This window comes from Pseudoduganella guangdongensis, from assembly GCF_009857475.1.
Classification (GTDB): domain Bacteria; phylum Pseudomonadota; class Gammaproteobacteria; order Burkholderiales; family Burkholderiaceae_D; genus Rugamonas; species Rugamonas guangdongensis.
Genome location: NZ_WWCJ01000001.1, coordinates 42,309 through 65,681, shown reverse-complemented (window position 1 = coordinate 65,681; position 23,373 = coordinate 42,309). Strand labels below are relative to the sequence as shown.

General features: G+C 63.9%; 23 protein-coding genes. 6 read left to right on the top strand and 17 right to left on the bottom strand.

Annotation, left to right across the window (positions count from 1 at the left end; genetic code table 11):
• Positions 1-7: 7 nt before the first annotated feature.
• The 7 genes from astB to GTP41_RS00280 all read right to left on the bottom strand — a co-directional run bounded on the left by astB (position 8) and on the right by GTP41_RS00280 (position 8,343).
• Positions 8-1,348 carry an N-succinylarginine dihydrolase gene (astB, locus tag GTP41_RS00310; protein WP_161023559.1) on the bottom strand — a complete coding sequence of 447 codons (1,341 nt, stop codon included), beginning with the start codon at positions 1,346-1,348 and terminating at the stop codon, positions 8-10.
• Positions 1,349-1,356: 8 nt separating this feature from the next.
• Positions 1,357-2,832 carry a succinylglutamate-semialdehyde dehydrogenase gene (gene astD / locus GTP41_RS00305; RefSeq protein WP_161023558.1) on the bottom strand — a complete coding sequence of 492 codons (1,476 nt, stop codon included), beginning with the start codon at positions 2,830-2,832 and terminating at the stop codon, positions 1,357-1,359.
• Positions 2,825-3,877: an arginine N-succinyltransferase gene (gene astA, locus GTP41_RS00300; protein ID WP_161023557.1), complete on the bottom strand. Its 1,053-nt coding sequence runs from the start codon at positions 3,875-3,877 to the stop codon at positions 2,825-2,827. Before astA ends, astD begins: the two co-directional genes overlap by 8 nt.
• 16 nt (positions 3,878-3,893) lie before the next feature.
• Positions 3,894-4,925: an arginine N-succinyltransferase gene (locus tag GTP41_RS00295; RefSeq protein ID WP_161023556.1), complete on the bottom strand. Its 1,032-nt coding sequence runs from the start codon at positions 4,923-4,925 to the stop codon at positions 3,894-3,896.
• A 163-nt stretch (positions 4,926-5,088) separates the two neighbouring features.
• The gene (locus tag GTP41_RS00290; RefSeq protein ID WP_161023555.1) at positions 5,089-6,333 is read right to left on the bottom strand and encodes an acetylornithine/succinyldiaminopimelate transaminase; all 1,245 of its coding nucleotides are present in this window, start codon (positions 6,331-6,333) and stop codon (positions 5,089-5,091) included.
• 153 nt (positions 6,334-6,486) lie between these two features.
• Positions 6,487-7,422 carry a GlxA family transcriptional regulator gene (locus GTP41_RS00285; protein WP_161023554.1) on the bottom strand — a complete coding sequence of 312 codons (936 nt, stop codon included), beginning with the start codon at positions 7,420-7,422 and terminating at the stop codon, positions 6,487-6,489.
• A 3-nt stretch (positions 7,423-7,425) separates the two neighbouring features.
• Positions 7,426-8,343, bottom strand: coding sequence for a DMT family transporter (locus GTP41_RS00280; RefSeq protein WP_161023553.1), 918 nt, complete (start codon positions 8,341-8,343; stop codon positions 7,426-7,428).
• An 80-nt stretch (positions 8,344-8,423) separates the two neighbouring features.
• On the opposite strand from GTP41_RS00280, the gene GTP41_RS00275 reads away from it, so the two are divergent.
• From GTP41_RS00275 to GTP41_RS00265, 3 genes are all read left to right on the top strand, one after another.
• Complete coding sequence (locus GTP41_RS00275; protein WP_161023552.1) at positions 8,424-8,861, top strand: MarR family winged helix-turn-helix transcriptional regulator; 438 nt, start codon at positions 8,424-8,426, stop codon at positions 8,859-8,861.
• A gap of 14 nt (positions 8,862-8,875) precedes the next feature.
• Positions 8,876-9,157, top strand: a complete 282-nt coding sequence (locus tag GTP41_RS00270) for a hypothetical protein (protein WP_161023961.1) — start codon at positions 8,876-8,878, stop codon at positions 9,155-9,157.
• Between the two features lie 112 nt (positions 9,158-9,269).
• Positions 9,270-10,106 carry an HDOD domain-containing protein gene (locus tag GTP41_RS00265; protein WP_161023551.1) on the top strand — a complete coding sequence of 279 codons (837 nt, stop codon included), beginning with the start codon at positions 9,270-9,272 and terminating at the stop codon, positions 10,104-10,106.
• Between the two features lie 29 nt (positions 10,107-10,135).
• Here GTP41_RS00265 and GTP41_RS00260 read toward each other — a convergent pair whose 3' ends face one another.
• The 3 genes from GTP41_RS00260 to GTP41_RS00250 all read right to left on the bottom strand — a co-directional run bounded on the left by GTP41_RS00260 (position 10,136) and on the right by GTP41_RS00250 (position 12,497).
• Positions 10,136-10,987 carry a haloalkane dehalogenase gene (locus GTP41_RS00260; RefSeq protein WP_161023550.1) on the bottom strand — a complete coding sequence of 284 codons (852 nt, stop codon included), beginning with the start codon at positions 10,985-10,987 and terminating at the stop codon, positions 10,136-10,138.
• Positions 10,988-11,113: 126 nt separating this feature from the next.
• Positions 11,114-11,737: a glutathione S-transferase family protein gene (locus GTP41_RS00255; protein ID WP_161023549.1), complete on the bottom strand. Its 624-nt coding sequence runs from the start codon at positions 11,735-11,737 to the stop codon at positions 11,114-11,116.
• Positions 11,738-11,801: 64 nt separating this feature from the next.
• The gene (locus GTP41_RS00250) at positions 11,802-12,497 is read right to left on the bottom strand and encodes a helix-turn-helix transcriptional regulator (RefSeq protein ID WP_202419561.1); all 696 of its coding nucleotides are present in this window, start codon (positions 12,495-12,497) and stop codon (positions 11,802-11,804) included.
• Positions 12,498-12,548: 51 nt separating this feature from the next.
• Here GTP41_RS00250 and gntR point away from each other — a divergent pair, with 51 nt between their 5' ends.
• Positions 12,549-13,577 (top strand): HTH-type transcriptional regulator GntR, encoded by a 1,029-nt coding sequence (gene gntR, locus GTP41_RS00245; protein ID WP_161023548.1) that lies wholly within the window; start codon positions 12,549-12,551, stop codon positions 13,575-13,577.
• Positions 13,574-14,071, top strand: coding sequence for a gluconokinase (locus GTP41_RS00240; RefSeq protein WP_229502683.1), 498 nt, complete (start codon positions 13,574-13,576; stop codon positions 14,069-14,071). The genes gntR and GTP41_RS00240 overlap by 4 nt, the downstream gene beginning before the upstream one ends.
• A 33-nt stretch (positions 14,072-14,104) precedes the next feature.
• Here the strand turns inward: GTP41_RS00240 and secF are convergent, their stop codons facing one another.
• The 5 genes from secF to queA all read right to left on the bottom strand — a co-directional run bounded on the left by secF (position 14,105) and on the right by queA (position 19,646).
• Positions 14,105-15,124 carry a protein translocase subunit SecF gene (gene secF / locus GTP41_RS00235; RefSeq protein ID WP_161023547.1) on the bottom strand — a complete coding sequence of 340 codons (1,020 nt, stop codon included), beginning with the start codon at positions 15,122-15,124 and terminating at the stop codon, positions 14,105-14,107.
• Positions 15,125-15,134: 10 nt separating this feature from the next.
• The gene (secD, locus tag GTP41_RS00230) at positions 15,135-16,991 is read right to left on the bottom strand and encodes a protein translocase subunit SecD (RefSeq protein WP_161023546.1); all 1,857 of its coding nucleotides are present in this window, start codon (positions 16,989-16,991) and stop codon (positions 15,135-15,137) included.
• Between the two features lie 57 nt (positions 16,992-17,048).
• A complete protein-coding gene (gene yajC, locus GTP41_RS00225) occupies positions 17,049-17,378 on the bottom strand; it encodes a preprotein translocase subunit YajC (protein WP_161023545.1) in 330 nt (109 codons plus the stop codon).
• 93 nt (positions 17,379-17,471) lie between these two features.
• Positions 17,472-18,611: a tRNA guanosine(34) transglycosylase Tgt gene (gene tgt, locus GTP41_RS00220; RefSeq protein WP_161023544.1), complete on the bottom strand. Its 1,140-nt coding sequence runs from the start codon at positions 18,609-18,611 to the stop codon at positions 17,472-17,474.
• A gap of 9 nt (positions 18,612-18,620) precedes the next feature.
• Positions 18,621-19,646, bottom strand: coding sequence for a tRNA preQ1(34) S-adenosylmethionine ribosyltransferase-isomerase QueA (queA, locus tag GTP41_RS00215; protein ID WP_161023543.1), 1,026 nt, complete (start codon positions 19,644-19,646; stop codon positions 18,621-18,623).
• A gap of 221 nt (positions 19,647-19,867) precedes the next feature.
• Between queA and recG the strand changes: the two genes are divergently transcribed.
• Positions 19,868-21,946 carry an ATP-dependent DNA helicase RecG gene (gene recG / locus GTP41_RS00210; protein ID WP_161023958.1) on the top strand — a complete coding sequence of 693 codons (2,079 nt, stop codon included), beginning with the start codon at positions 19,868-19,870 and terminating at the stop codon, positions 21,944-21,946.
• A gap of 62 nt (positions 21,947-22,008) precedes the next feature.
• Here recG and GTP41_RS00205 read toward each other — a convergent pair whose 3' ends face one another.
• Positions 22,009-22,599 (bottom strand): hypothetical protein, encoded by a 591-nt coding sequence (locus GTP41_RS00205; protein ID WP_161023542.1) that lies wholly within the window; start codon positions 22,597-22,599, stop codon positions 22,009-22,011.
• A 227-nt stretch (positions 22,600-22,826) separates the two neighbouring features.
• Positions 22,827-23,312, bottom strand: coding sequence for a hypothetical protein (locus tag GTP41_RS00200; protein WP_161023541.1), 486 nt, complete (start codon positions 23,310-23,312; stop codon positions 22,827-22,829).
• Positions 23,313-23,373: the final 61 nt, after the last annotated feature.

Sequence of the window (23,373 nt, the reverse complement as noted above, 5' to 3'; positions counted from 1 at the left end):
CTTTAAATCACAGGTCGTACAGGCCAGGTAAGCCCAGGATCTGTTCCAGCTCTTTCAAAGCGGTATGCACTTCGACAGCCAACTGCGGATCTGCCAAGTCTTTCGGCTCCAGATGGTCGCGGTAATGCTTTTCCACCCATGCGACCAGGCTATGGTACAGCGTTTCGGTCATCACAACACCCTGGTGCATGGCCGCCGCCTCTTCATCGGTCAGCGCCACGCGCAGGCGCAGGCAGGCCGGGCCGCCGCCGTTGCGCATCGACTGGCGCAGGTCGAAGTGGATCAGTTCATCCACCGGGCCGCCGGACGCCACCAGCTTCGCCAGGAAGGCCGCCACGGACGCAATCTCCTGGCACTCATGCGGCGTCACCAGCGCCATCTTGCCGTCCGGCTTGGACAGCAGCTGCGTGTTGAACAGGTAGGACGAAACCGCATCCGCCACCGACACCTCGGCGGTCGGCACGCGGATCGCCACCAGCTCCGCGCCCACGCCGTGCATCGCGGCGCGGATCGAGGCCAGCGCGGCCTGCTCGTCGGCGAACGCCTGCTCGTGGTAGAACAGCACATTGCCATTGCCCACCGCGATCACGTCGTTGTGGAACACGCCCTGGTCGATCACCTCCGGGTTCTGCTGCACGAACACGCAGCGCGCCGGGTCCAGGCCGTGCAGGCGGGCCACCGCCTGCGAAGCTTCCAGCGTATGGCGCGCCGGGAATTTCTTCGGCGCCGGCGCGCTCGGATCGAACTCCACGCGGCCGTACACGAACAGCTCCACGGCGGCATTGCCGTGCTGGTCGCACAGGCGGGTGTGGTTGGCCGCGCCCTCGTCGCCGAAGGCCGGGGTGCCCGGCAGCGCGTCGTGCACGGCGAAGAAGCGCGGGTCCTTGAAGATGGCGCGCAGCGCGCGCGCCGACTGCACGTGCTCGAAGGCGCGGTGCAGTTTGTTATTCAGGTTGGCGGCGGTGAAGTGCACCCGGCCATCGGCGGTATCGGCCGACGGGCTGACCGTCGCCGCGTTGGCGGTCCACATCGGCGAGGCCGAGTAGGCGCAGGCCAGGATCACCGGCGAATCGGCGTACACCTTGGCGATCACGTCGGCGTCCGAACCGCTGTAGCCCAGGCTGCGCAACAGGCGGAAATTCGGGCGGTCCTGCGGCGGCAGCAGCGCCTGCGCAAAACCGCGCTTGGCCAGCTCGCGCATCTTGGCCAGGCCCTGCAGGGCGGCCTGCTTCGGGTTGGAAGCGCTCTTGACGTTGTTGAAGGAAGCGACATTGCCGAACGACAGGCCGGCGTAGTTGTGCGACGGGCCTACCAGGCCATCGAAGTTGTATTCGCGTGCTGGGCGCATGGTCATCCTCAGAAGTTCATGCCAGGCGACAGCTTGGCCGGCATTTCAAGGGCGCCGTTCTCGATCGAAGCGACCGGGTAGGCGCAATAGTCCGCCGCATAGTATGCGCTGGGACGGTGGTTGCCGGACTTGCCGACGCCGCCGAACGGCGCCGAGCTGGCCGCGCCGGTGGTCGGACGGTTCCAGTTGACGATGCCGGCGCGGGCGCGCAGCTGGAACTTCTGCCACAGCGCTGCGTCGGTCGAGATCAGGGCTGCCGCCAGGCCGTAGCCGGTGTTGTTGGCGGCTTTGATCGCGGCGTCGAAATCGTCGACGCGGATGATCTGGGCCAGTGGGCCGAACCATTCCTCGTCCGGAATGCCTTGCGCATCGGTGGTGTCCACGATGCCGGCGGAAACGAAGCCGGTGCCCGGCTCCAGCTGGCGCATTTCCAGCAGCAGCTTACCGCCCTTGGCCACCATGTCGGCCTGCGCTTGCACCAGGCGCTCGGCCACGGCTGCGGATACCACCGGGCCCATGAACGGCGCCGGTTCGGCCGCCGGGGCGCCCACGCCCAGTTTCGACGCCACGTCGACGAAGCGCTTGACGAAAGCGTCGCCCTGCTCGCCCTTCTGCACGATCACGCGGCGCGCGCAGGTGCAGCGCTGGCCGGCGGAGATGAAGGAGGACGAAATCGCCATGAAGACGGCAGCGTCGATATCGGTCGGGTTCCAGACGATCAGCGGGTTGTTGCCGCCCATTTCCAGCGCCAGCAGCTTGCCCGGCTGGCCGCCGAACTGCTTGTGCAGCGCGGCGCCGGTCTGGCTGGAGCCGGTAAACAGCACGCCGTCGATTTCTTCATTCTGGCCCAGGGCGATGCCGGTTTCGCGGCCGCCGTTGACCAGGTTCATCACGCCGGCCGGCAGGCCAGCCTTTTCCCACAGCGCCACGGTCTTGATGGCGGTGCGCGGCGCGTATTCGCTCGGCTTGAACACCACTGTGTTGCCGGCGATCAGGGCCGGCACGATATGGCCGTTCGGCAGGTGGCCGGGGAAGTTGTACGGGCCGAACACGCCGAACACGCCGTGCGGACGGTGGCGCAGCACGGCTTCGCCGTCCGCCACTTTGGACGAGGTCACGCCGGTGCGCGCGCCGTAGGCGGTGATCGAGATGTCGACCTTGTTGGCCATGGTGGTCACTTCGGTGCGCGCTTCCCACAGCGGCTTGCCCACTTCTTCGGAAATGGTCTGCGCCAGCTCTTCCGCGTTCTCCTTCAGCAGGTCGCGGAAACGGGTGACGATGGCGATGCGCTCCTCCAGCGGACGGTAGGCCCAGTCTTCAAAAGCGGCGCGCGCAGCTTGCGCGGCTTCCATCACGTCGCTCGCGGTCGATTCCTGCGAAGCGTAGGTCTGCTTGCCGGTAGCCGGGTTGGTGGTCACGATGGTCTCGCCGTGACCGGCCTTCCATTGGCCGTTGATGAAATTGCTCAGTGCTTGTTCAGACATTCTGGTTCTTCCTCACGTTGAGAGACAGGGTGCGCACGGTTTCGCCGGAATGGCAGTGCAGCAGGGCTTGTTCTTCTTTCGACAAGTCGATGTTGCCGTTCGAAGGGGAGGCATCGGTCAGGATCATGCGGAAATCCTGCATGACCGTGTTCGACACCAGGTAAGGCTCGCTGGTGTGCAGCGCGCAGGCATGCGCCGTATCGGTATCGCGCTCGACCACGGCCAGCTCGCTGTCGCGCATGGCGCGCAGCTCCGACACGCGCGCTTGCAGCACCGGGCCGGCGTCGAAGATATCGACGTAGCCCTCGTAATGCATGCCCTCCTGCTCCAGCAGGCGGCGCGCCGGCACGGTGGCCTGGTGCACCTTGCCGATCGCCTCGCGCGCATCCTGCGGCAGGTAATCGACGTACAGCGGCTGGCGCGGCATCAGCTCGGCGATGAAGGACTTTTTGCCCAGCGCGGTCAGGTCGTCCACGTGGTGGAAGTCCATCTTGAAGAAGTAGCGGCCCAGGCCCTCGTAGAACGGCGAGCTGCCGTCCTGCGCCTGGTAGCCGCGCATCTCGGCGATGATCTTCTGCTCGAACAGGTGCGGGAACTGGGCGATGAACAGGAAGCGGCTCTTGGACAGCAACTTGCCGTTATTGCCCTGGCGGTAGTCCGGGTGCAGGAACAGGGAGCACAGCTCGGAGCAGCCGGTCAGGTCGTTCGACAGGTACAGCGTGTCCATGCGGGTGAACACGTTCAGCTCGCGGCTCGAGTGCACCAGGGTGCCGATGCGGTAATTGTAGAACGGCTCGGTCAGGCCGACCGCGCCCTTGATGGCGCACACGCCGGCCAGGCGGCCGGTCGCGGTGTCCTCCATCACGAACATGTAGTCGCGTTCTTCCGGCGGGATGGTTTCATTGAAGGAGGCGACGGCGATGGCGAGGCGGTCGCCCATCATCTTCATATCCGGCTTCAGCGTGGTCATGCCGGTGCCCACCTGGCTGGCCAGGTTGAACAGACCGTCCAGGTCACTCGCTTTGATGGCGCGTACAACTAGCATAGGTACTCTCGTTCTTTTAAATGCGGACGCAGGTCACGGTGTCGCCTTCGGACACGCCCAGGACATCCTGGACTTGCTTCGGCAGGCAGACGGTTTCGCTGCTCTCCAGCGGCGCGCAGTTGATCGTCACCGCGCGGAAGCGCTGGTCCGGGCCGGTGGAGACAGCATAGGTGGCGACAGCGTCGCTGGCAGGCGTGCCGCTGGCGGCCGCCACGCGGCGCGGCATGGACGCGGTGAACGTGCGCAGCGTGTGCTTGTGCGCCTGCAGGATCGGGCCGCCGTCGAAAATATCGATGTACTCGTCGGCCTCGAAGCCCTCGGAGGTCAGCAGGTTGAAGGCCAGTTCGCCGCTCGGGTGGATCTGGCCCATCACGGCTTGCGCATCGCCCGGCAGCAGCGGCACGTACACCGGGTAGTGCGGCATCAGCTCCACGATCAGGGTGCGGTTGCGGGCGCCGCCGATCACGCGCTCGGCGTCCAGGAAGTCCATCTTGAAGAACTTGCGGCCCAGCGCGTCCCAGAACGGCGAGCCGCCGTTTTCATCGGTCAGGCCGGCCAGCGGCACGAAGAAGCGGTCGCCGAAACGGTGCGGCGCCTGCACCGCGTACAGCAGGCGGGAACGCGACAGCAAGGCCGCTTCCGGACGCTGCGCCACGGCGGCATCGACATAGAAGCCGGACAGCTGCGAATAGGCGGTCAGCTCGGAGCACAGCGTCAGCGCGTGCACGCTATGGCTGATATTCAGGTCGCGCGACACCTGCTGGATCACGTCGTTGCGGAAGGAGAAATAGGTACCGTTCGAACCGGCAGACGCGTGGATGGCGGCGGTGCCGACGATCTTCTTGTCGGCCAGCGACTCCATCACGAACATATACGATTCTTCGCTCGGGATATCGACGTGGGCCGCGAAGGAAGCGATCGAACCTTCGACCGCCTGCTCGATCTTCTCGCGCGTTTTCGGCAGGGTATGGACACCCGGCATGCTGACAGCAGCCAGTGACTCGAGGGCGGCGATGTCGGCGGTTTCGACCGGACGGACTACATACATGGGGTGCTCCTCTTTATTCTTCTCTTGAAACAACAAAACCGGTAAACCGGCCGGATGGCCGTCCCGTCAGACCCGCTGGGTCGGACGGGACGGCCATCCGGCCGGGCCCGCGACTGCCGCAGGCCAGTGCCTGACCCTGCGGGTCAGGCACTGCTTTACCGGTTTAGGCAGCTTTGGTCAGGTCAGCCACCGCCAGGCGGATGATGCGGTCGGCCTCATCGATCTGCGCATCGGACACGATCAGCGCCGGCGCCAGGCGCACCACATCCATGCCGGCGATCAGGATCATCAGGCCATGCGCCTCGGCGGCGCGCTGGATATCCTTGGAACGGCCCTTGAACGGCTCGGCCACAACCAGGCCCAGCAGCAGACCGGCGCCGCGCACGGCGGAGAACACCTGCGGGAAGTCGCGCACCAGGCCTTCCAGCTTGCCGATCAGCTTCTCGGACGCCTCTTTCACGCGCGCCAGGAAGGCCGGCTGGTTGATGGTATCGAGCACGGTCAGCGCCACGGTGGCCGCCAGCGGGTTGCCGCCGTAGGTGGTGCCGTGGGTGCCGACGGCCAGGTGTTTGGCCAGTTCCTCGGTGGTCAGCATGGCGCCGATCGGATAGCCGTTGCCCAGCGCCTTGGCCGAGGTCAGGATGTCCGGCGTCACGCCGTAGCCCTGGTAGGCGAACAGGGAACCGGTGCGGCCCATGCCGCACTGCACTTCGTCGAAGATCAGCACAGCGCCGACCTTGTCGCACAGCTCGCGCAGGGTCTTCAGGTATTCAGGATTGCCCGGCATCACACCGCCCTCGCCCTGCACCGGCTCCACGATCACCGCGCACACGTCGTCGCCGATGGCCGCCTTGGCCGCCTCGATATCGTTGTAAGGGATGTGGTCGATCGACGGTGGCAGCGGCTCGAAGCCTTCGGTGTACTTGGCCTGGCCGCCGACCGACACGGTGAACAGGGTGCGGCCATGGAAGGAGTTCAGGCAGGACACGATGCGCGGCTTCTTGTCGCCGTACTTGGCGTGGGCAACCTTGCGCGCCAGCTTCAGCGCCGCCTCATTGGCTTCCGCGCCGGAGTTGCAGAAGAAAGCGCGGTCAGCGAAGGTCGCTTCGGTCAGGGCGGTTGCCAAGCGCAGCACCGGCTCGTTGGTGTAGCCATTGCCCAGGTGCCACAGGGTGTTGGCCTGCTTGGTCAGCGCCTCCACCAGCACTGGATTGCAGTGACCCAGGGACGCCACCGCGATACCCGAAGTGAAGTCCAGGTAATGCTTGCCGTTCTGGTCCCACAGGTCCAGACCCGCTGCTCGCACTGGCACCATTTGGGCAGGTGCATAAGTCGGGACGATTACCTCGTCGAACGTGGCGCGGGTTACAGGGCGGGTGGTAACAGTCGAGTCAAGCTTGGCGTTCATGGCAAATCCCCATCAATAGTAAGGTGTACTGCATTGTAAAAGCGGGGATGCTAAAACTCTTTTGAATCTGCGACAAGGATTTTCAGAATTCGTAAGTTCGGGGCCGCCGGAGAAAATGGGGACGTACCCCATTTTCTCCGGCGGCCCCGAATTTCAGCCTTGCAGCTTGCGCTGGCGCTCTTCGCGCGGGGTGTTGCCGAACAGGGTGCCGAAGGCGGTGGAGAAGTGCGAGCCGGAGGAGAAGCCGCACATCAGGCCAACTTGCACAATGGAATGGTTTGTTTCTAACAGCAATTGGCGGGCGCGCTGCAGGCGCAGCTCGAGGTAGTAGCGCGATGGCAGGGAACCCAGGTATTGCTTGAACAGGCGTTCGAGCTGGCGGCGCGAGAGGCCAACCAGGCCGGCGATGTCGTCAGTCGAGAGCGGTTCTTCGATATTGGCTTCCATCAGGGTCACCGCCTCCGACAGCTTGGGCTGCAGCACGCCGAAACGCGCTTGCAGCGCCACGCGCTGGCGTTCGTCCTGGGAGCGCACGCGGTCGATGCACAGCGCTTCCTTGATTTCGGCCTGCACATTGGCGCCGAACAGGATCTCCACCAGGGTCAGCGAGAAGTCGAGCGAGGCGGCGCCGCCGCAGCAGCTGAGCAGGCGTCCGTCCAGCTCGAACAGGTGCGGCGTCAGGATCGCGCGCTCGGTGATGTCTTCGGTTTCGGCGTACAGGGCCCATGGCAGCGCGATGCGGGTGTTGCCGGCGGCGCCAGCCTGGGCCAGCCACAGCACGCCGGCGCCGACGCCGCCCCAGAAATCGGCCTCGCGGCACCGTTCGATCAGGGCGCGCAGTTGCGCTTCGGCCGGGCGCGGCGTGCCTTCATCGGCCACCAGCAGGGCCAACTGCCAGCCGCCGGCCGCGCTCGCGACCTGGGCCGGCGTCAGCACGTCGAGCTGGAAGGCGCCGTTCAGGATGCGCTGGGCCAGCCGCAAAGGCTGCACCAGGGCGGACCAGGCCAGGTTGTCCGGTTCGCCTGCATTCACCAGCAGCACGCGCAGCGGCTGCGCCTGGGTCAGGCGACTAAGTTGAGCAAATGACATCTTCTATTCGGGGACCAGCGCCGTCGTCGGGCGCTCTGGGGTATTCCATTGGCTGACAATCATACCGGAGATCAACAACGCCGCGCCCACCAGTTGCATCGGCCCCATCACTTCGCCCAGCCAGACATAGCCGAAAATCGCGGCCGCGCCCGGCTCGAAGGCGTAGATCACGGCCGCTTCGTTGGCCGTGGCATGGCGCTGGCCCCAGGTTTGCAGGGAAATGATGGCTGCCGTGGCGACCAGGCCCAGGTACAGCACATTCCACTTGAAGGCGACCAGCTCGGTCCAGATGTAGGTGTAGTAGTCGGCCGCGTCATGCGGCACGTCGATCACGCCGCGCGGCACTTCGCGCAGCAGGATCCACAGCCCGGCAAACAGGGCCACGGTCCAGATCTGCGCCACCGTCAAGGTCATCAGGCGCTCGACCTTGCGCGAGAACTGCTCCATCACCTTGATATAGAGACCGAACAGGAAGGCCGCCGTCAGCGCCAGCCAGTCGCCCCGGCTCCAGCTGAAGCTGCCCTCCCAGCACAGGGCGAACAGCCCGGCCACCGCGAGCAGCAAGGCCAGCACGATGCGCCGGTCCGGCCACCGGCCCATGGCGATGCCCAGCAGCGGCACCACCAGCACATTCAGGCCGCAGATGAAGGCGTTGCGGTTGGACGAGGTCAGGCTCAGGCCTTCCACCTGGGCCAGGTAGCAGAAGAACAGCAGCCCCCCGGCCAGAAAGCCGTAGTGCAGGTCGCGCCAGCGCGCGCGCCACAGGAAGGGCGACAGCAGCACGCCCGCGATGGCAAAGCGCGACACCACGATCCAGTTGGCCGACAGACTGTCGGTCATGTCCTTCATGGCGGGGAAGGTTGTCCCCCAGACCAGGGTCACCACCAGCAGGGCCAGGATACCGCGCGCGTGTTGGGGCATGGCGAAAACTGCACATTGTTATAAGTTTGCATATGGTAACCGATGCAGTGCAAGGCAGGCGGGCGCTATAATCCTGTGTCATGGGCGAACGGTATTTGAAAAGCATCCGGCTGCTGGCCGAATGCATGCAGGGGTTTGAGAGGTGGTCTGGTGCGCATGTGCGCCAGCTTGGCCTCACCCACGCGCAATTCGATATCATCGCCACATTGGGCAACACCCCCGGCATGAGCTATAAGGAGCTGGGCGAGCGCACCCTGATCACCAAGGGCACCCTGACCGGCGTCATCGAACGCCTGGAACAGAAGGGCCTGGTGGAAAAGGAACGCAACGCCGGCGACAAGCGCTCCTTCTTCGTCCGCCTGACCCCGGCGGGCGAGGCGCTGTTTGCCGAAGTGTTTCCCGTGATTGTCGCCAAAGGAGTACAACTGTTCTCCGACTACAGCGACGCCGATTTTGACGCCCTGGAACGCACCCTGGCCGGGCTGAAGGCCACGATCAGTGCCGGTACACCACTATAAAGAATGAAAGAATGCTGAAAACTGCCCTGCTGGAAGGCGTAACGCCTGCTGAATTCGACAAACAAATCACCGGCAACCTGCTGCTGGAGAGCACCACGGTTGACACCGTGCGCAAGGAAAAACTGCTAATTGGCATCCGCAACGAAGACGGTGAAATCTACCGCCTGATCGGTGCCACCAAGCACAACAGCTTCACCAATGCGGTGGAGGAACTCGAAGACCTGGAACTGGTCGACGAACTGGGGGATGTCGAAGGCACTGTGGAAGGGTGCGACGCCATCTTCGGCGAAGGCTGAGTCCGGGCGCATAGCGTATTTCAATCGCGTCCGGCACGGCCTGCGGAAGAATTCATCAAAATAATTGCGGCGGGATAGTTCCCTAAGGCAATTTTCTGCTTATAATTTTCGCATGGACAGACTGGACGCCTTTAAAGCAATTGCCGCCCAAGCGGGCCGCGGTGAGCTTGCCTTCCCCACCAATATCGACGCGTCGATGAAGCTGCAGCGCGCGCTCAACGACGACAATTGCCATATCGACCTGGCAGCCAAGCTGGTGCAGGCCGACCCGCTGCTGGCGGCGCGCACGGTGGCCATTGCCAACTCGGTGGCCTACAACCGCTCCGGCATGGAGATTTCCAGCGTGAAGACAGCGGTGCAGCGCCTGGGCGTGCGCACCCTGCAATCGCTGGTGGCCTCCGTGATCGTGCGCCAGCTGAGCAGCAAGATCCGCAATCCCCTGCTCAAGGCCAAGTCCAACCAGCTGTGGCAGCACACCGCCCACGTGGCGGCGCTGGCGCAGGTGATTGCGCGGCGCGTGTCCCATGTCGACCCCGATACCGCCATGTTCGCCGGCATCGTGCACGAAGTGGGCGGCTTCTACATGCTGTCGCAGGCGGAAGCCTATCCCGAGGTGATGGATGGCGACCCGGAGGACTGGGTCACGCACGGCGAGGTGCAGATCGGGCGCGGCGTGCTGCAAAAGCTGATGATTCCCGAGAATGTGATGAAGTCGGTGGAAGCCATGTGGGAGGGCTTGCGCGCCTTGCCGCCCGAGAACCTGGGCGACACCCTGCTGCTGGCCAACGACCTGTCGCCGATCGCCTCGCCTTTGCACTCACGCCCGGGCGCCACCTCCATGTCCGCCGCCAGCACGATCGACTTCGCCATCGGCGACGGCACCCTGGCCTCCATCATGGAAGAGTCGGCGGAAGAAGTGAAGTCCCTCACCTCCGCCCTGCTGCACTAGAAAAAAAATGGGGACGTACCCCATTTTTTTTACGGCAGCCAGTCGGCGATGGCACGGCCAATCGCTTCCGGGTGGTCTTCCTGGATGTTGTGCGTGCCTTCGCCCAGCTCCACCAGCTTGGAATTGGCGAAGCGCGCGGCATAGCGCTCGGCCACGGCGCGCGGGGTCAGCACGCCGTTTGGGCTGAATAGGATCAGCTTGGGGTACTGGGCGGTCGCCATGATCGACTCGTTGCGCTCGATCAGTTCATAAACGTCGGCCGGTTCGCCGGCAATCGGCATCATGCGCGGGAAGGCCAGCATCGGCTTGCGCGATTCCGGCGTTGGGAAGGGGGCGCGGTAGGCGTCCATTTCTTCCGCCGTCAGCGTGCGCAGGGAGCCCTTCGGCAGCATCTGTTCGATGAAGAAATTCTGCTGCAACACATACTCTTCACCCGTGCCGGCCGCGCGCATCAGCTTGAAGCGTTCGCGCGCCTGCTCCAGAGGGTGGAAGTCTTCCCATGTCGGGCTGGGGCGCACGAATTCCATCAGCGCCACGCCGCGCACCTTGGACGGGTAGCGCGCGGCCAGGTGGATCGCCAGCGCCCCGCCCCAGTCCTGCCCCACCAGGATCAACTCCTCCACTGCCATCTGCTGCAGGAAGGCTTCCAGATAGGCGGCGTGTTCCAGGAAGCTGTAGGCGATGTCGGGCTTGCCCGAGGCGCCGAAGCCGATCAGGTCGGGCGCCAGGCAATACGCCTTCTGCGCCACGTGCGGCATGATGTGGCGCCAGATGTAGGAGTGGGTGGGATTCCCGTGCAAGAAGATCACGGCGCGCGCGCTGCGCTGGCCCAGTTCGCGGTAGGCGATGCTGGAAGTCAGTACCGATACGGATTGCATCATGTCCCTTTCAAAAAAAAATGCCCACTCGTGAGAGTGGGCCAAGTCCAAAACTAGGGATGTCCTGAAAGAGACGGTTCCATCTTAAGTCCCGACCCGGCCGCACTCTGTGCGTGATCTCACATAAATTTAAAAAGGCCAGGGCGTCTCGGTTTCCTTCCAGGCAGGCAACTGGCGCATGCGTTCATACCAGGCCATCAGGTGAGTGTATTGCCCGACCGGCACCTTGGCACGGTCGATGTACATCATCGGCGCCGCCACCGCATAGTCGGCCAAGGTCAGGGCACTGCCACTGAGCCACTCGCGCTGCGCCAGGTGCTTGTCGAGCACCAATGCGTGCTCATGCACGAAAGCTTCGCCTTTCGCGATCTCAACCGGGTCCGGATCTTCGCCGGTGACGAATTTCTTCCACAGGTATTCCCAGGTCAGGATGCCAACCGCCGGCGAGAAATGCTGGGCCGCGAAGAACATCCAGCGGTTGACGTCGGCGCGCGCTTGCAGCGCCTTGGGATACAGGTCCTCGGCGCCGTGCTTGTCGGCCAGGTATTGCATGATGGCGCAGGATTCCCACAGCACGAAACCGTCGTCGTCCAGCACCGGTACTTTGCCGCAGATATTCACTTCATGCAGGCGCGCGCGTTCGGTTTCGCTGCCGAGGTCGACGAACACTTCTTCCAGCGTCATGCCCAGATGCCTTGCAACCAGCAAGGCGCGGCGGGCATTGGAGGACAGGGGATTTTGATACAGGCGCATCGTTTAACTCCAGGGTGGTTGATCCAATGCGCCTATGGTAATCAAAGGCTCCTGACAGTTCCTGTCAGTAGTCGCCATCCTTGATCGCATTTTCTTCTCGCCACACCTTGAGCAAGGCATGACGCGGCGTTGGATAGCGTTCCGCAAGCGCCTCGGCCTGCGCGATGCGGTCGATGCGGAAGTGGCGATTCGCCTTGCGCATCTCGCACCAGGCGGCCAGCAGGCGGCGGCCTTCGAAGAACGCCAGCGCAAACGGCCACACCGTGCGTTCCGAGGTGGCGCCATTCTCGTCGCGGTAATGGATGCGCATCTTGTGCTGGCGCCGGATCGCCTCGCGCGCCGGCTGCACGAATTCATCATGCTCGGGAGCGTCGCGCCCCAGCGGCACCCACAGGCTGGTGTCGGCCATATCGTCGCGCAAATCGTTGGGCGTGGCGGTGGCGATTTTGGCCAGCGCATTGGCGGCAGCTTGCGCCAGCACCGGATCACCCTGGCGCCGCACCCAGCGCGCGCCCAGCACCAGCGCTTCCAGTTCATCGACATCGAACATCAGCGGCGGCAGGAAGAAGCCGCTGCGCAGCAGGTAGCCCAGGCCGGCCGAGCCCTCCACCGGCGCGCCCAGTTCGGCCAGCGTTTGCATATCGCGGTAAATGGTGCGCTCGGAGACGCCCAGTTGCTCGGCCAGTGCCGCCGCGGTCACGGGACGGCGACTGCCGCGCATGGCATCCATCAATTGGAACAGGCGGCCGGTACGGCTCATCGGGGCTCCTTTTTTGAGAGGCCAGCAGCTTAACATAGTTATAATTCCCGCATGAGCAAGAGTCCCACTACCAAGAGCCGAGCACTCGGCAAGGTCACCCTCTCAGAAGTTGCCGCGCACGCCGGCGTGGCGCCGATGACCGCGTCGCGCGCCATCAACCAGCCGGAACTGGTGTCGGCCACCTTGCGCGAGCGCGTGGACAAGGCGATCCTGGAACTAGGCTATGTGCCCAACCGCGCCGCGCGCGCCCTGGCCTCGGCGCAATCGAAGGTGATTGCGGTGCTGGTGCCGTCGCTCTCCAACGCCGTGTTCACGGCGGTGCTGGCCGGCATCCAGGACGCGCTCGATCCCTGCAACTACCAGATCCTGATCGGCAATACGCGCTACTCCGATGCGGAGGAAGAAAAGCTGCTGTTCGCCTATATGCAGTCGAACCCGGACGGCATCTTGCTGTCCGGCCTGACGCACAGCCCGCGCGTGCAGCAGATGCTGGCCACCTCGCGCGTGCCGGTGGTGTCGATGATGGACCTGTCGCCGGAGCCGGGCGCGATGTCGGTCGGTTTCTCGCAAGTGGACGCCGGCTACGCCATGACGCGCTACCTGCTGGACAAAGGCCGCAAGCGCATCGGCTACATGGCCGCCCAGCTCGACGAGCGCACCCTGCGGCGCGCCGAAGGCTACCGCAAGGCGATGCGCGAGGCCGGCCTGGCCGATCCCGCGCTCGAGCTGCTGGTGCCGGAACCTTCCACCATCGCCCTCGGCGCCGAGCTGCTGGGACGCATGCTGGCCAAAGTGCCCGAGCTGGACGCGATCTTCTGCTGCAACGACGACCTGGCGCACGGCGCCATCTTCCAATGCCAGCGGCGCGGCATCAGCGTGCCCGAGCAACTGGCCATTGGCGGCTTCAACGACCTGCCCGCCTCGGCCTGGATGAAGCCCTCGGTGACCACGGTCGGCACGCCGCTGTACCAGACCGGCTTTGAAGCCGCCAGCCTGCTGCTGGCCAGCATCCGCGGCAGCGAGGTGGCGGCGCAGCGCATCGACCTGGGCTTCACCTTGATGGCGCGGGAAAGCGCATGAGCGCACGCTGGGTGGTGATGGGCGTGAGCGGCAGCGGTAAAAGCTCGGTCGGCGCCGCCCTGGCCGAGGCGCTGGGTGTGCGCTTCGTGGAGGGCGACGACTACCACTGCCCCGCCAACATCGCCAAGATGCGCGCCGGGGTGCCCCTGACCGACGCCGACCGCGCCGCATGGCTGTCCAGCCTGGCCGCCGAGATCAGCGCCGCCGCCGTCGCCGGGCAAGGGCTGGTGCTCTCCTGCTCCGCCCTGCGCCGCCGCTACCGCGACCGCCTGCGCGCCGCCGACCCCGGCCTGCGCTTCGCCCACATCCACGGCGCGCGCGAACTATTCGCCCAGCGCATGCAAGCGCGCGGCAGCCACTTCATGCCGGTCGCCCTGCTGGACAGCCAGCTGGCCGCGCTCGAACCCCTGCAGCCGGACGAAGCCGGCCTGACGCTCGACGCGCAGGACGCGCCTGCCGAACTGGTCGCGGCCATAAAAAAAGCAGCCGGTTAGGGCTGCTTTTTACAGAGGGGCGAAGGACTGCGCTTAAACGACGGCGCCGTCGGTTTCGTCTTTCTCTTTGATCGGCTTGATCAGGTCTTCGCGCTTCACGCCCAGCCACATGGCCACGGCGGCTGCCACGAACACGGAGGAGTAAATACCGAAGCAGATACCGATGGTCAGCGCGATTGCGAAGTAATGCAGGGTCGGGCCGCCCAGGAACAGCATCGACAGCACCATCAGCTGGGTGCAGCCGTGGGTGATGATGGTACGCGAGATGGTGGAGGTGATCGCGTTGTCGATCACTTCATGCACGGTCATCTTGCGCTGCTTGCGGAAGTTCTCGCGGATACGGTCGAAGATAACCACCGATTCGTTGACCGAGTAACCCAGCACCGCCAGCACGGCGGCCAGCACGGTCAGCGAGAATTCCCATTCGAAGAAGGCGAAGAAGCCAAGGATGATCACCACGTCGTGCAAGTTCGCCACGATGGCGGCCACTGCGAATTTCCATTCGAAGCGGATGGCCAGGTAGATCATCACGCCCACCACCACCATGATCAGGGCGTTCAGGCCGTTCTGCGCCAGTTCTTCGCCGACCTGCGGGCCGACGAATTCCACCTTCTGCAGCGCCACGCCTTCGCTGCCGTCGGCGTGGATACAGGCGCTCTTCATCTCGTGCGCGCCCTTGTCGGTGACTTTGTCGATCTGCTTGACGGTACCTTGCTCGGCCTTGCACAGCTCGCCGAACACGCGCGCTGCGGTGTCGGCGGCGCTGGTGCCGGCGGCATTCGGCAGGCGGATCATGGCGTCGCGCGCGGTGTCGATGGCCGACACCTCAGGGTGGTAGCCCAGGCCGGTCAGGGTGGCGCGCACCTTTTCCAGATTGGCTGCCTGCGCGTACTTCACTTCCATCACGGTGCCGCCGGTGAACTCCACCGAGAAGTGCAGCTGCTTGGTGACCAGGAAGTACACGGCTGCCACGAAGGTCAGCATCGACACGATGTTGAAGATCAACGCGTGCCGCATGAACGGGATGTCTTTACGGATGCGGAAAAATTCCATCTCTATTTCCTTAGTTGGCTGGTTTCCATACGGTGCCGATAGAGAGCGACTGCAGCTTCTTCTTACGGCCGTACCACAGGTTCACCACGCCGCGCGAAACGAAGACTGCGGAGAACATCGAAGTCAAAATACCCAGGCTGTGCACCACGGCGAAGCCGCGCACCGCACCGGAACCGAACACCAGCAGCGCGATACCCACGATCAGGGTGGTCACGTTGGAGTCCAGGATGGTGTGCCAGGCGTGCTCGAAGCCGGCGGAAATCGCGGCCTGCGGGTTGGCCCCGTTGCGCAATTCCTCGCGTATGCGTTCATTAATCAGCACGTTGGCGTCAATCGCCATACCCAGCGCCAGCGCAATTGCGGCGATACCCGGCAATGTCAGGGTGGCCTGCAGCAGCGACAGGATGGCGATCAGCAGCAGCAGGTTGACGGCCAGCGCCAGCACCGAGAAGAAGCCGAACATCATGTAGTAGATGATCATGAACACCGCGATGGCGGCAAAGCCGTACATCGTGGAGTAGAAGCCCTTCTTGATGTTCTCGGCGCCCAGTGCAGGACCGACGGTACGCTGTTCGATCACTTCCATCGGGGCGTACAGCGCGCCGGCGCGCAGCAGCAGCGCCAGTTCAGCCGAGTTTTCCATGCTGCCCATGCCGGTGATGTTGAAGCGGCTGCCCAATTCTTCCTGGATGGTCGCCACCGACAGCACTTCGGCTTTCTTCTTTTCCCACAGCACGATGGCCATCTTCTTGCCGACGCGGTCGCGGGTCGCTTCGCGCATCTTGCGGCCGCCGTCGCCGTTCAGGTCGATGCTGACGGCAGGCTGCTGGTTCTGGTCGAAGCTGGCGGTAGCGCTGGAGATGTAGTCACCGGTCAGCACCACGTCTTTGTACAGCACCACAGGGGTGCCTTTACCGGCGGTGAACAGCTCGGAGTTGTACGGGATGGATGCGGACAGTTCGGTACCCGGGGTCACGCTTTCGTCGACCATGCGGATTTCCAGGGTGGCGGTACGGCCGATGATGTCCTTGGCGCGCGCGGCATCCTGCACGCCTGGCAGCTGCACCACGATACGGTCAGGGCCTTGCTGCTGGATGATCGGCTCGGTCACGCCCAGTTCGTTCACGCGCTTACCCAGGGTGGCGATATTCTGCTGCACGCCGTTGTCCAGGGTGGCTTTCAGCGCAGCCGGTTTCAGGCTGGCGACCAGGCGCAGCTCGTCGCCTTCCGCGGTTTCCGCCAGGTTCAGGTCCGGCTGCTGATCCAGGATGATTTTCTTGCCTTGCTGGCGGGTCGCATCATCACGGAACTTGACCACGATGGTGTCGCCCGAGCGATCGACCACCGCACGCACGTTCTTGTCGCGCAGCTGGGACTTGATCGCCGCCTGCATGCCCTGGATACGCTTGGTCAACGCGGCCTTGGTGTCCACCTGCATCAGGAAGTGCACGCCGCCGCGCAGGTCCAGGCCCAGGTACATGGGCAGGGCGTGCAGCGATTGCATCCATTGCGGGGTGTTCGATACCAGGTTGACCGTGACGATATAGGTCGGGTCGTTCGGATCGGAATTCAGGCCCTTCTCCAGCGCCAGGCGCGCCTTGAACTGGGTGTCGGTATCGGCAAAGCGGGCGCGCACGGAAGCGTGCAGGCCGGAACCGTCGACGGCCACGCCGTCGGTTTTGATGTTGTCCTTCTTCAGCAGCTCTTCCACCTGGGTGGCGAGGGCGCTGGTCACTTTGACAGTAGACTTGCCGCTGGTGACCTGCAGCGCAGGCGTCTGGCCGAAGTAATTAGGTGCCGTGTACAGGGCGCCAAGCAGCACCACCACGACAATGAGGATGTATTTCCAGACAGGATAGCGATTCATAGTCTTGAATGTTCAGGCAATACAAAAACGGGCAGCACAAGCTGCCCGCGCCATGCATTACAGGCCCTTCAGGGTGCCTTTCGGCAGCAGGGAGGACACGGCATGCTTTTGCACTACGATCTCGGTGCCGGTGGCAACTTCGATGGTCACGTGCTGATCGGTCACTTTGGACACTTTGCCCAGGATGCCGCCAATGGTGACAACTTCATCACCCTTGGCCAGGGCTTCCATCATGGCTTTCTGCTCTTTCGCGCGCTTTTGCTGCGGGCGGATCATCAGGAAGTACATAACCACGAACATCAGGATCAGTGGCAGGAAAGTACCCAGGTTGCCCATCATGCCTGCGTCGGCAGCGGCGGATTGGGCGTATGCGTTGGAAATGAACACGGTGACTCCAAATTCTTAAGTTAGGTAAAAATCAAGCGGTGTATTCTAGCACCGCCTCGGTTGCCCACCTATATATAGGCGACTGGCCAGGATTTAAATACCACGCGCGCGATCGGCGTGGAATTCTTGTACCCAGTCCGGGAAACGGTCCGCATCCAGGGCATCGCGCATCTGCTGCATGATGTCCAGGTAATAATGCAGGTTGTGGATAGTGTTCAGGCGCGCGCCCAGGATCTCCTGCGCGCGGTGCAGGTGGTGCAGGTAGGCGCGGCTGAAGTTGCGGCAGGTGTAGCAGGAACAGGTCGCGTCCAGCGGCTCCTTGTCATCCTTGTAACGCGCATTCTTGATCTTGACGTCGCCGAAGCGGGTAAAGATCCAGCCATTGCGCGCATTCCGGGTCGGCATCACGCAGTCGAACATGTCGACGCCGTTGGCCACGCCATTGACCAGGTCTTCCGGCGTGCCGACGCCCATCAGGTAGTGCGGCTTGTTCTCCGGCAGGCGCGGGCCGACGTGCTGCAGGATGCGCATCATGTCTTCCTTCGGCTCGCCGACCGACAGGCCGCCGATGGCCAGTCCCGGGAAATCGATCTTTTCCAGGCCTTCCAGCGACTCGTCGCGCAGGGTTTCATACATGCCGCCCTGCACGATGCCGAACAGCGCATTCGGGTTTTCGCCGGCTTTGAACTCGTTCATCGAACGCTGCGCCCAACGCAGGGACATGCGCATCGATTTGGCGGCTTCGTCCAGCGTGGCCGGGCGGCCGTCGATTTCGTACGGGGTGCACTCGTCGAACTGCATCACGATGTCCGAATTCAGCACGCGCTGGATCTGCATCGAGATTTCCGGCGACAGGAACAGTTTGTCGCCGTTGATCGGCGAGTTGAAGGTCACGCCTTCCTCGGTGATCTTGCGCATTTCGCCCAGGGAGAACACCTGGAAGCCGCCAGAGTCGGTCAGGATCGGTTTGTCCCAGCCCATGAAGCCGTGCAGGCCGCCGAACTTGGACATGACGTCGTTACCCGGGCGCAGCCACAGGTGGAAGGTGTTGCCGAGGATGATCTGGGCGCCGATTTCCTTCAGCTCCAGCGGCGACATGGCCTTGACCGAACCGTAGGTGCCGACCGGCATGAAGATCGGGGTCTGCACTTCACCGTGGTTCAGCTTCACGGTGCCGCGACGGGCGTGCGTCTTGCCGGTGGTGTCTTTTTTGATCAGTTTAAATTCAAGCATGGGTGTTCCTTAAGCTCGGTTCTGCGTCGTCAGCAGCATGGCATCGCCATAACTGAAGAAGCGATATTCGTTCGCGATCGCGTGCTGGTAGGCGTGGCGGATCTCGGTAAAGCCTGCGAAGGCGCTCACCAGCATCAGCAGGGTGGACTTCGGCAGGTGGAAATTGGTGATCAGGCGGGTCACGGTCTTGAACTGGTAGCCCGGCGTGATGAACAGGTTGGTGTCGCCGCTGCCCGCTTCCAGGGCGCCGCCCTGCGAAGCCGATTCCAGCGCGCGCAGCGAGGTCGTGCCCACCGCCACCACATCGCGGCCGGCAGCACGTGCTTCGCGCACAGCATCCACGGTTTCCTGCGGCATGGTGTACCACTCGGTATGCATCTTGTGCTCGGCCAGGTTCTCGGTGCGCACCGGCTGGAAGGTGCCGGCGCCCACGTGCAGGGTCACATAGGCGAACTTGACGCCCTTGGCGCGCAGCTTCTCCAGCAGCGGCTCATCGAAGTGCAGGCCGGCGGTCGGCGCGGCCACGGCGCCCGGCACCTTGTTGAAAACGGTCTGGTAGCGGGTCTCGTCCACTTCGCCCGGCGCATGCTCGATATAGGGCGGCAGCGGCAGGCGGCCGTACTGCTCGATCAGGTCGAACACGTCGGCATCGAAGTGCAGGGTGAAGAATTCGCCGGCGCGCTCGCCAACCGTGACGTCGAAAGCGTCGGCCAGGCGGATCTTCACGCCCGGGCCGGGCGACTTCGAGGCGCGCAGCTGGGCCAGCACGGTACGGGTGTCCAGGACGCGCTCCACCAGCGCTTCCACCTTGCCGCCGCTGTCCTTGACGCCGAAGAATCGGGCCTTCAGCACGCGCGTATTGTTCATCACCAGCAGGTCGCCAGCCTGCAGCTGGTCGATGATGTCGGTGAATTGGCGGTCGTGCAGGGTCTTGCCGTCCACATGCAGGAGGCGCGACGCGCTGCGGTCCGGCAGAGGGAATTGCGCAATACGCTCTGGCGGCAGATGGAAATCGAAATCGGATAGCGAGTACATTGACGGACTACTAAAACTGTTGGGCAACCCTCTATTTTACGGCATTTGCCCAAATTTCACGCAAAAAGCGCCTATTTGCCCGTCACGCCCGATAAACCGGCCCGGAACCGCGCCGCCCGCCCCGCTGCGGCCGGTTCCCGCTGCCGGGCAATTGCCAATGCCAGCCACGGGCGCCAGCAACCGGGTTAGAATCCAAGCCTGGTGTTCATACCATGCCCAACATGCCGGAAACGAAGCAAAAGAAGCCTGCCGCAGCTAAAAAACCCGCCGCCACCGCCGAGAGCAAGCTCGCCAAGCTTGGCCTGCGCTCGGACATGGACCTGGCGCTGCACCTCCCCATGCGCTACGAGGATGAGACCGAGGTCCTGACCGTGCGCGAAGCCTGCATGCGCGGCGGCGAAGTGTCGCAGGTGGAAGGCGTGGTCACCTCCAACGAAATCGCCTACAAGCCACGGCGCCAGTTGCTGGTGCATATCGCCGACGAGACGGGCGATATCCAGCTGCGCTTCATGAACTTCTACGGCAGCCAGACCAAGCAACTGGCCGAAGGCACCCGCGTGCGGGCGCGCGGCGAAGTGCGGCACGGCTTCTTCGGCGCCGAGATGGTGCACCCGGCCTACAAGATCGTGAACGAAGGCGCACCGCTGCCAACCTCGCTCACGCCGGTCTACCCGTCCGGCGAAGGCCTGTCGCAACTGGTGCTGCGGCGCGCGATCGCGGACGCGATGAAGCGCGTGGACTGGACCGACACCCTGCCGCCGGAAATCCTGCAATCCCTGCGCCTGCACCCGCTGGAAACCGCCGTGCGCACCCTGCACTACCCGCCCGCGCAAATCGACGAGAACGCCCTGATCGACCGCACCCACCCGGCCTGGACGCGCGTCAAGTTCGACGAACTGCTGGCGCAGCAGCTGTCGCTGAAACGGGCCCAGCGCGCACGCCGCGCCAAGGGCGCCGCCGTGCTGGGCAAAGCCGGCAGCTTATCGGCCGCCTTCGAAGCCTCGCTGCCATTCAAGCTGACCAAGGCCCAGCAACGCGTGCTGAAGGAAATCCGCGCCGACATCAAACAGCCCTACCCCATGCAGCGCCTGCTGCAGGGCGATGTCGGCAGCGGCAAGACCATCGTCGCCGCGCTGGCCGCCGCGCAGGCGATCGACAGCGGCTACCAGGCCGCCCTGATGGCGCCGACCGAAATCCTGGCCGACCAGCACTTCCGCAAGATCGCTGCCTGGCTGGAGCCGCTGGGCGTGAAGGTCGCCTGGCTGACCGGCAGCCTGAAAAAGAAAGAAAAGGAAGCCGCCTACGCGCTGGTGGAATCGGGTGAAGCGCAATTGGTGATCGGCACCCATGCCATCATCCAGGACGCCGTGCAGTTCGCAAAACTGGGCCTGATCATTGTCGACGAACAGCACCGCTTCGGCGTCGGCCAGCGCCTGACCTTGCGCAACAAAGGCAATGGCGACAACGTGCCGCACCAGCTGATGATGTCCGCCACCCCGATCCCACGCACGCTGGCCATGACCTACTACGCCGACCTCGAAGTGTCGGTGATCGACGAACTGCCGCCCGGCCGCACGCCGATTGTCACGGCCGTGGTCGACCAGAACCGGCGCGACGAAGTGATCGCGCGCGTGCACGCCGCCGCGCTGGAAGGCCGCCAGGCCTACTGGGTCTGCCCCTTGATCGAAGAATCGGAGGCGCTGCAGCTGCAGACCGCCACCGAAACCTACGAAACGCTGGCCGCCGCCCTGCCCGACTTGCGCGTCGGCCTGGTGCACGGCCGCCTCAAGCCCGCCGAGAAAGCCGACGTGATGGACGCCTTTGCCGCCGGCGACATCCACGTGCTGGTCGCCACTACCGTGATCGAGGTGGGCGTCGACGTGCCGAACTCCTCGCTGATGGTGATCGAGCACGCCGAACGCTTCGGCCTGTCGCAGCTGCACCAGCTACGCGGGCGCGTTGGCCGGGGCTCGGCGGCCTCGGTCTGCCTGCTCCTATATCAAAGCCCGCTCGGCCCGATCGCCAAACAGCGCCTGATGACCATGCGCGAAACCACGGACGGCTTTGAGATCGCGCGCCGCGACCTGGAAATCCGCGGCCCCGGCGAATTCCTCGGCTCGCGCCAGTCCGGCCAGGCCATGCTGCGCTTCGCCGATTTGGAAACCGACGGTTGGCTGGTCGACCAGGCCCGCGACGTCGCCCACGCCCTGCTGCACGAAGCCACGCCCGCCAACAAAGCCACGGTGGAAGCCCACCTTGAACGCTGGCTCGGCGGCCGCGAGGAGTTCCTTAAGGTCTGATTGCCCCCGCCGCATTGCCTGATTCAAGCGCACAAATTCTCGCACCGGGTAGCCCCGGCAAGTCACCGCCGCTCGAAAATGCAGTCGACGTACACGCGCATGATCTCCTGCATACGGTCGGTATTGCCGATTTGCCCCGGGAACTGGGCCGCCGTCCGGTTCGCACACAAGTCGCCGCGCTGGCGCACGCGATCAACGCAGGCCGATTCGGACAGGCCGTACTTGTTGCGCGCGCAGGAGCCTTCAAGCTTGGCGCCCAGATCCTTCAGCACGCCCGCATCGACGGCAGACACCTGCAAGGCAGCATTCGCCAACGCCACGCCGGCACCGGACTCCCGCTCTGCAGCCACGACCTCAACTTCTTCGCTCTCCGCAGCAGGCTGGCGATTCTTGAGGACCACACTCAGGCCCCAGCCCAGCATGACCACCAGGGCCACCTTGACAACCAAGCCAAGGTTCCAGCCCTGTCCAGCAACCGCCTTAACTTGCGGAGCTGGGCGCATCCGCTCACGCAAGTGCGCGTCAGACGGCGGAATCTCCGTGCTGCCCACCTTGGCGTAGCAAACACCACAGGCAGGGCATTGCCACTCGGGATTGGTCGCATCCTTGGGACGCACATGCGAACACTTTGGGCAAATAATCGTCTTATTCATTCATCAGTCCTGCCGTTTGTGAATTAGCGCCTTGTACAAGGCGTCCTTGCGGAAGCCTTGCTGAACATCTTTACCGTAAATCAGGAATGTCGGCACGCCCTCGGTTCGAAGCGCCTGAAACTCGCGATTGCATTGCGCATCCTTCTGCACATCACTCGTATTCGCCAGGGTGGTCCAGCGCGAGTGTGTCTGCCACTTGGCAGCCCCCACACCCATCACCGACCAAGTCAGTTCTTGGCCGTGGTCGGCGTGGCGGTCAGGGATTCCACTTCCGACGTGAGCGAGATAATGCGCGGCACGCCGTCGACCAGTGCAATTTCGGCCTTCTGCTTGCTCAGCGATTCCATGCGCTCACCTGGCAGCAGCACGACCTCTTTCGCGATATCGCGCGCGGTGGCGCTGCGGCCGTTGGAGGATAGTGCGACCTCGCGGTTGCTGACTTCATAGCTGGAATGGAGCTGCACTTTCCACAGTCCCTCCAGCATGGTCTTGTATTCGCCTACGCTCATGCGCGACAAGCCGCTGGTGCCGGGCATGGATACCATGATCATGGCGTTGGGGGCGAAATGGGCGACCAGACTGTTGGCGTCATGGCGTTTGACGGAGGCTTCCACGCTGCCCATGACGGCCCGGACGTCGTCCTCGGTCAGGCGTTTGCCGCTGCATGCGGCGAGAGCGGCAAGCGCTGTGATGATGATTGCAAGTTTCTTCATATAGTCCAATGATAACCCATGTGACACGTGTCGCATAAACTCCTTGCAATAGTGCGACACA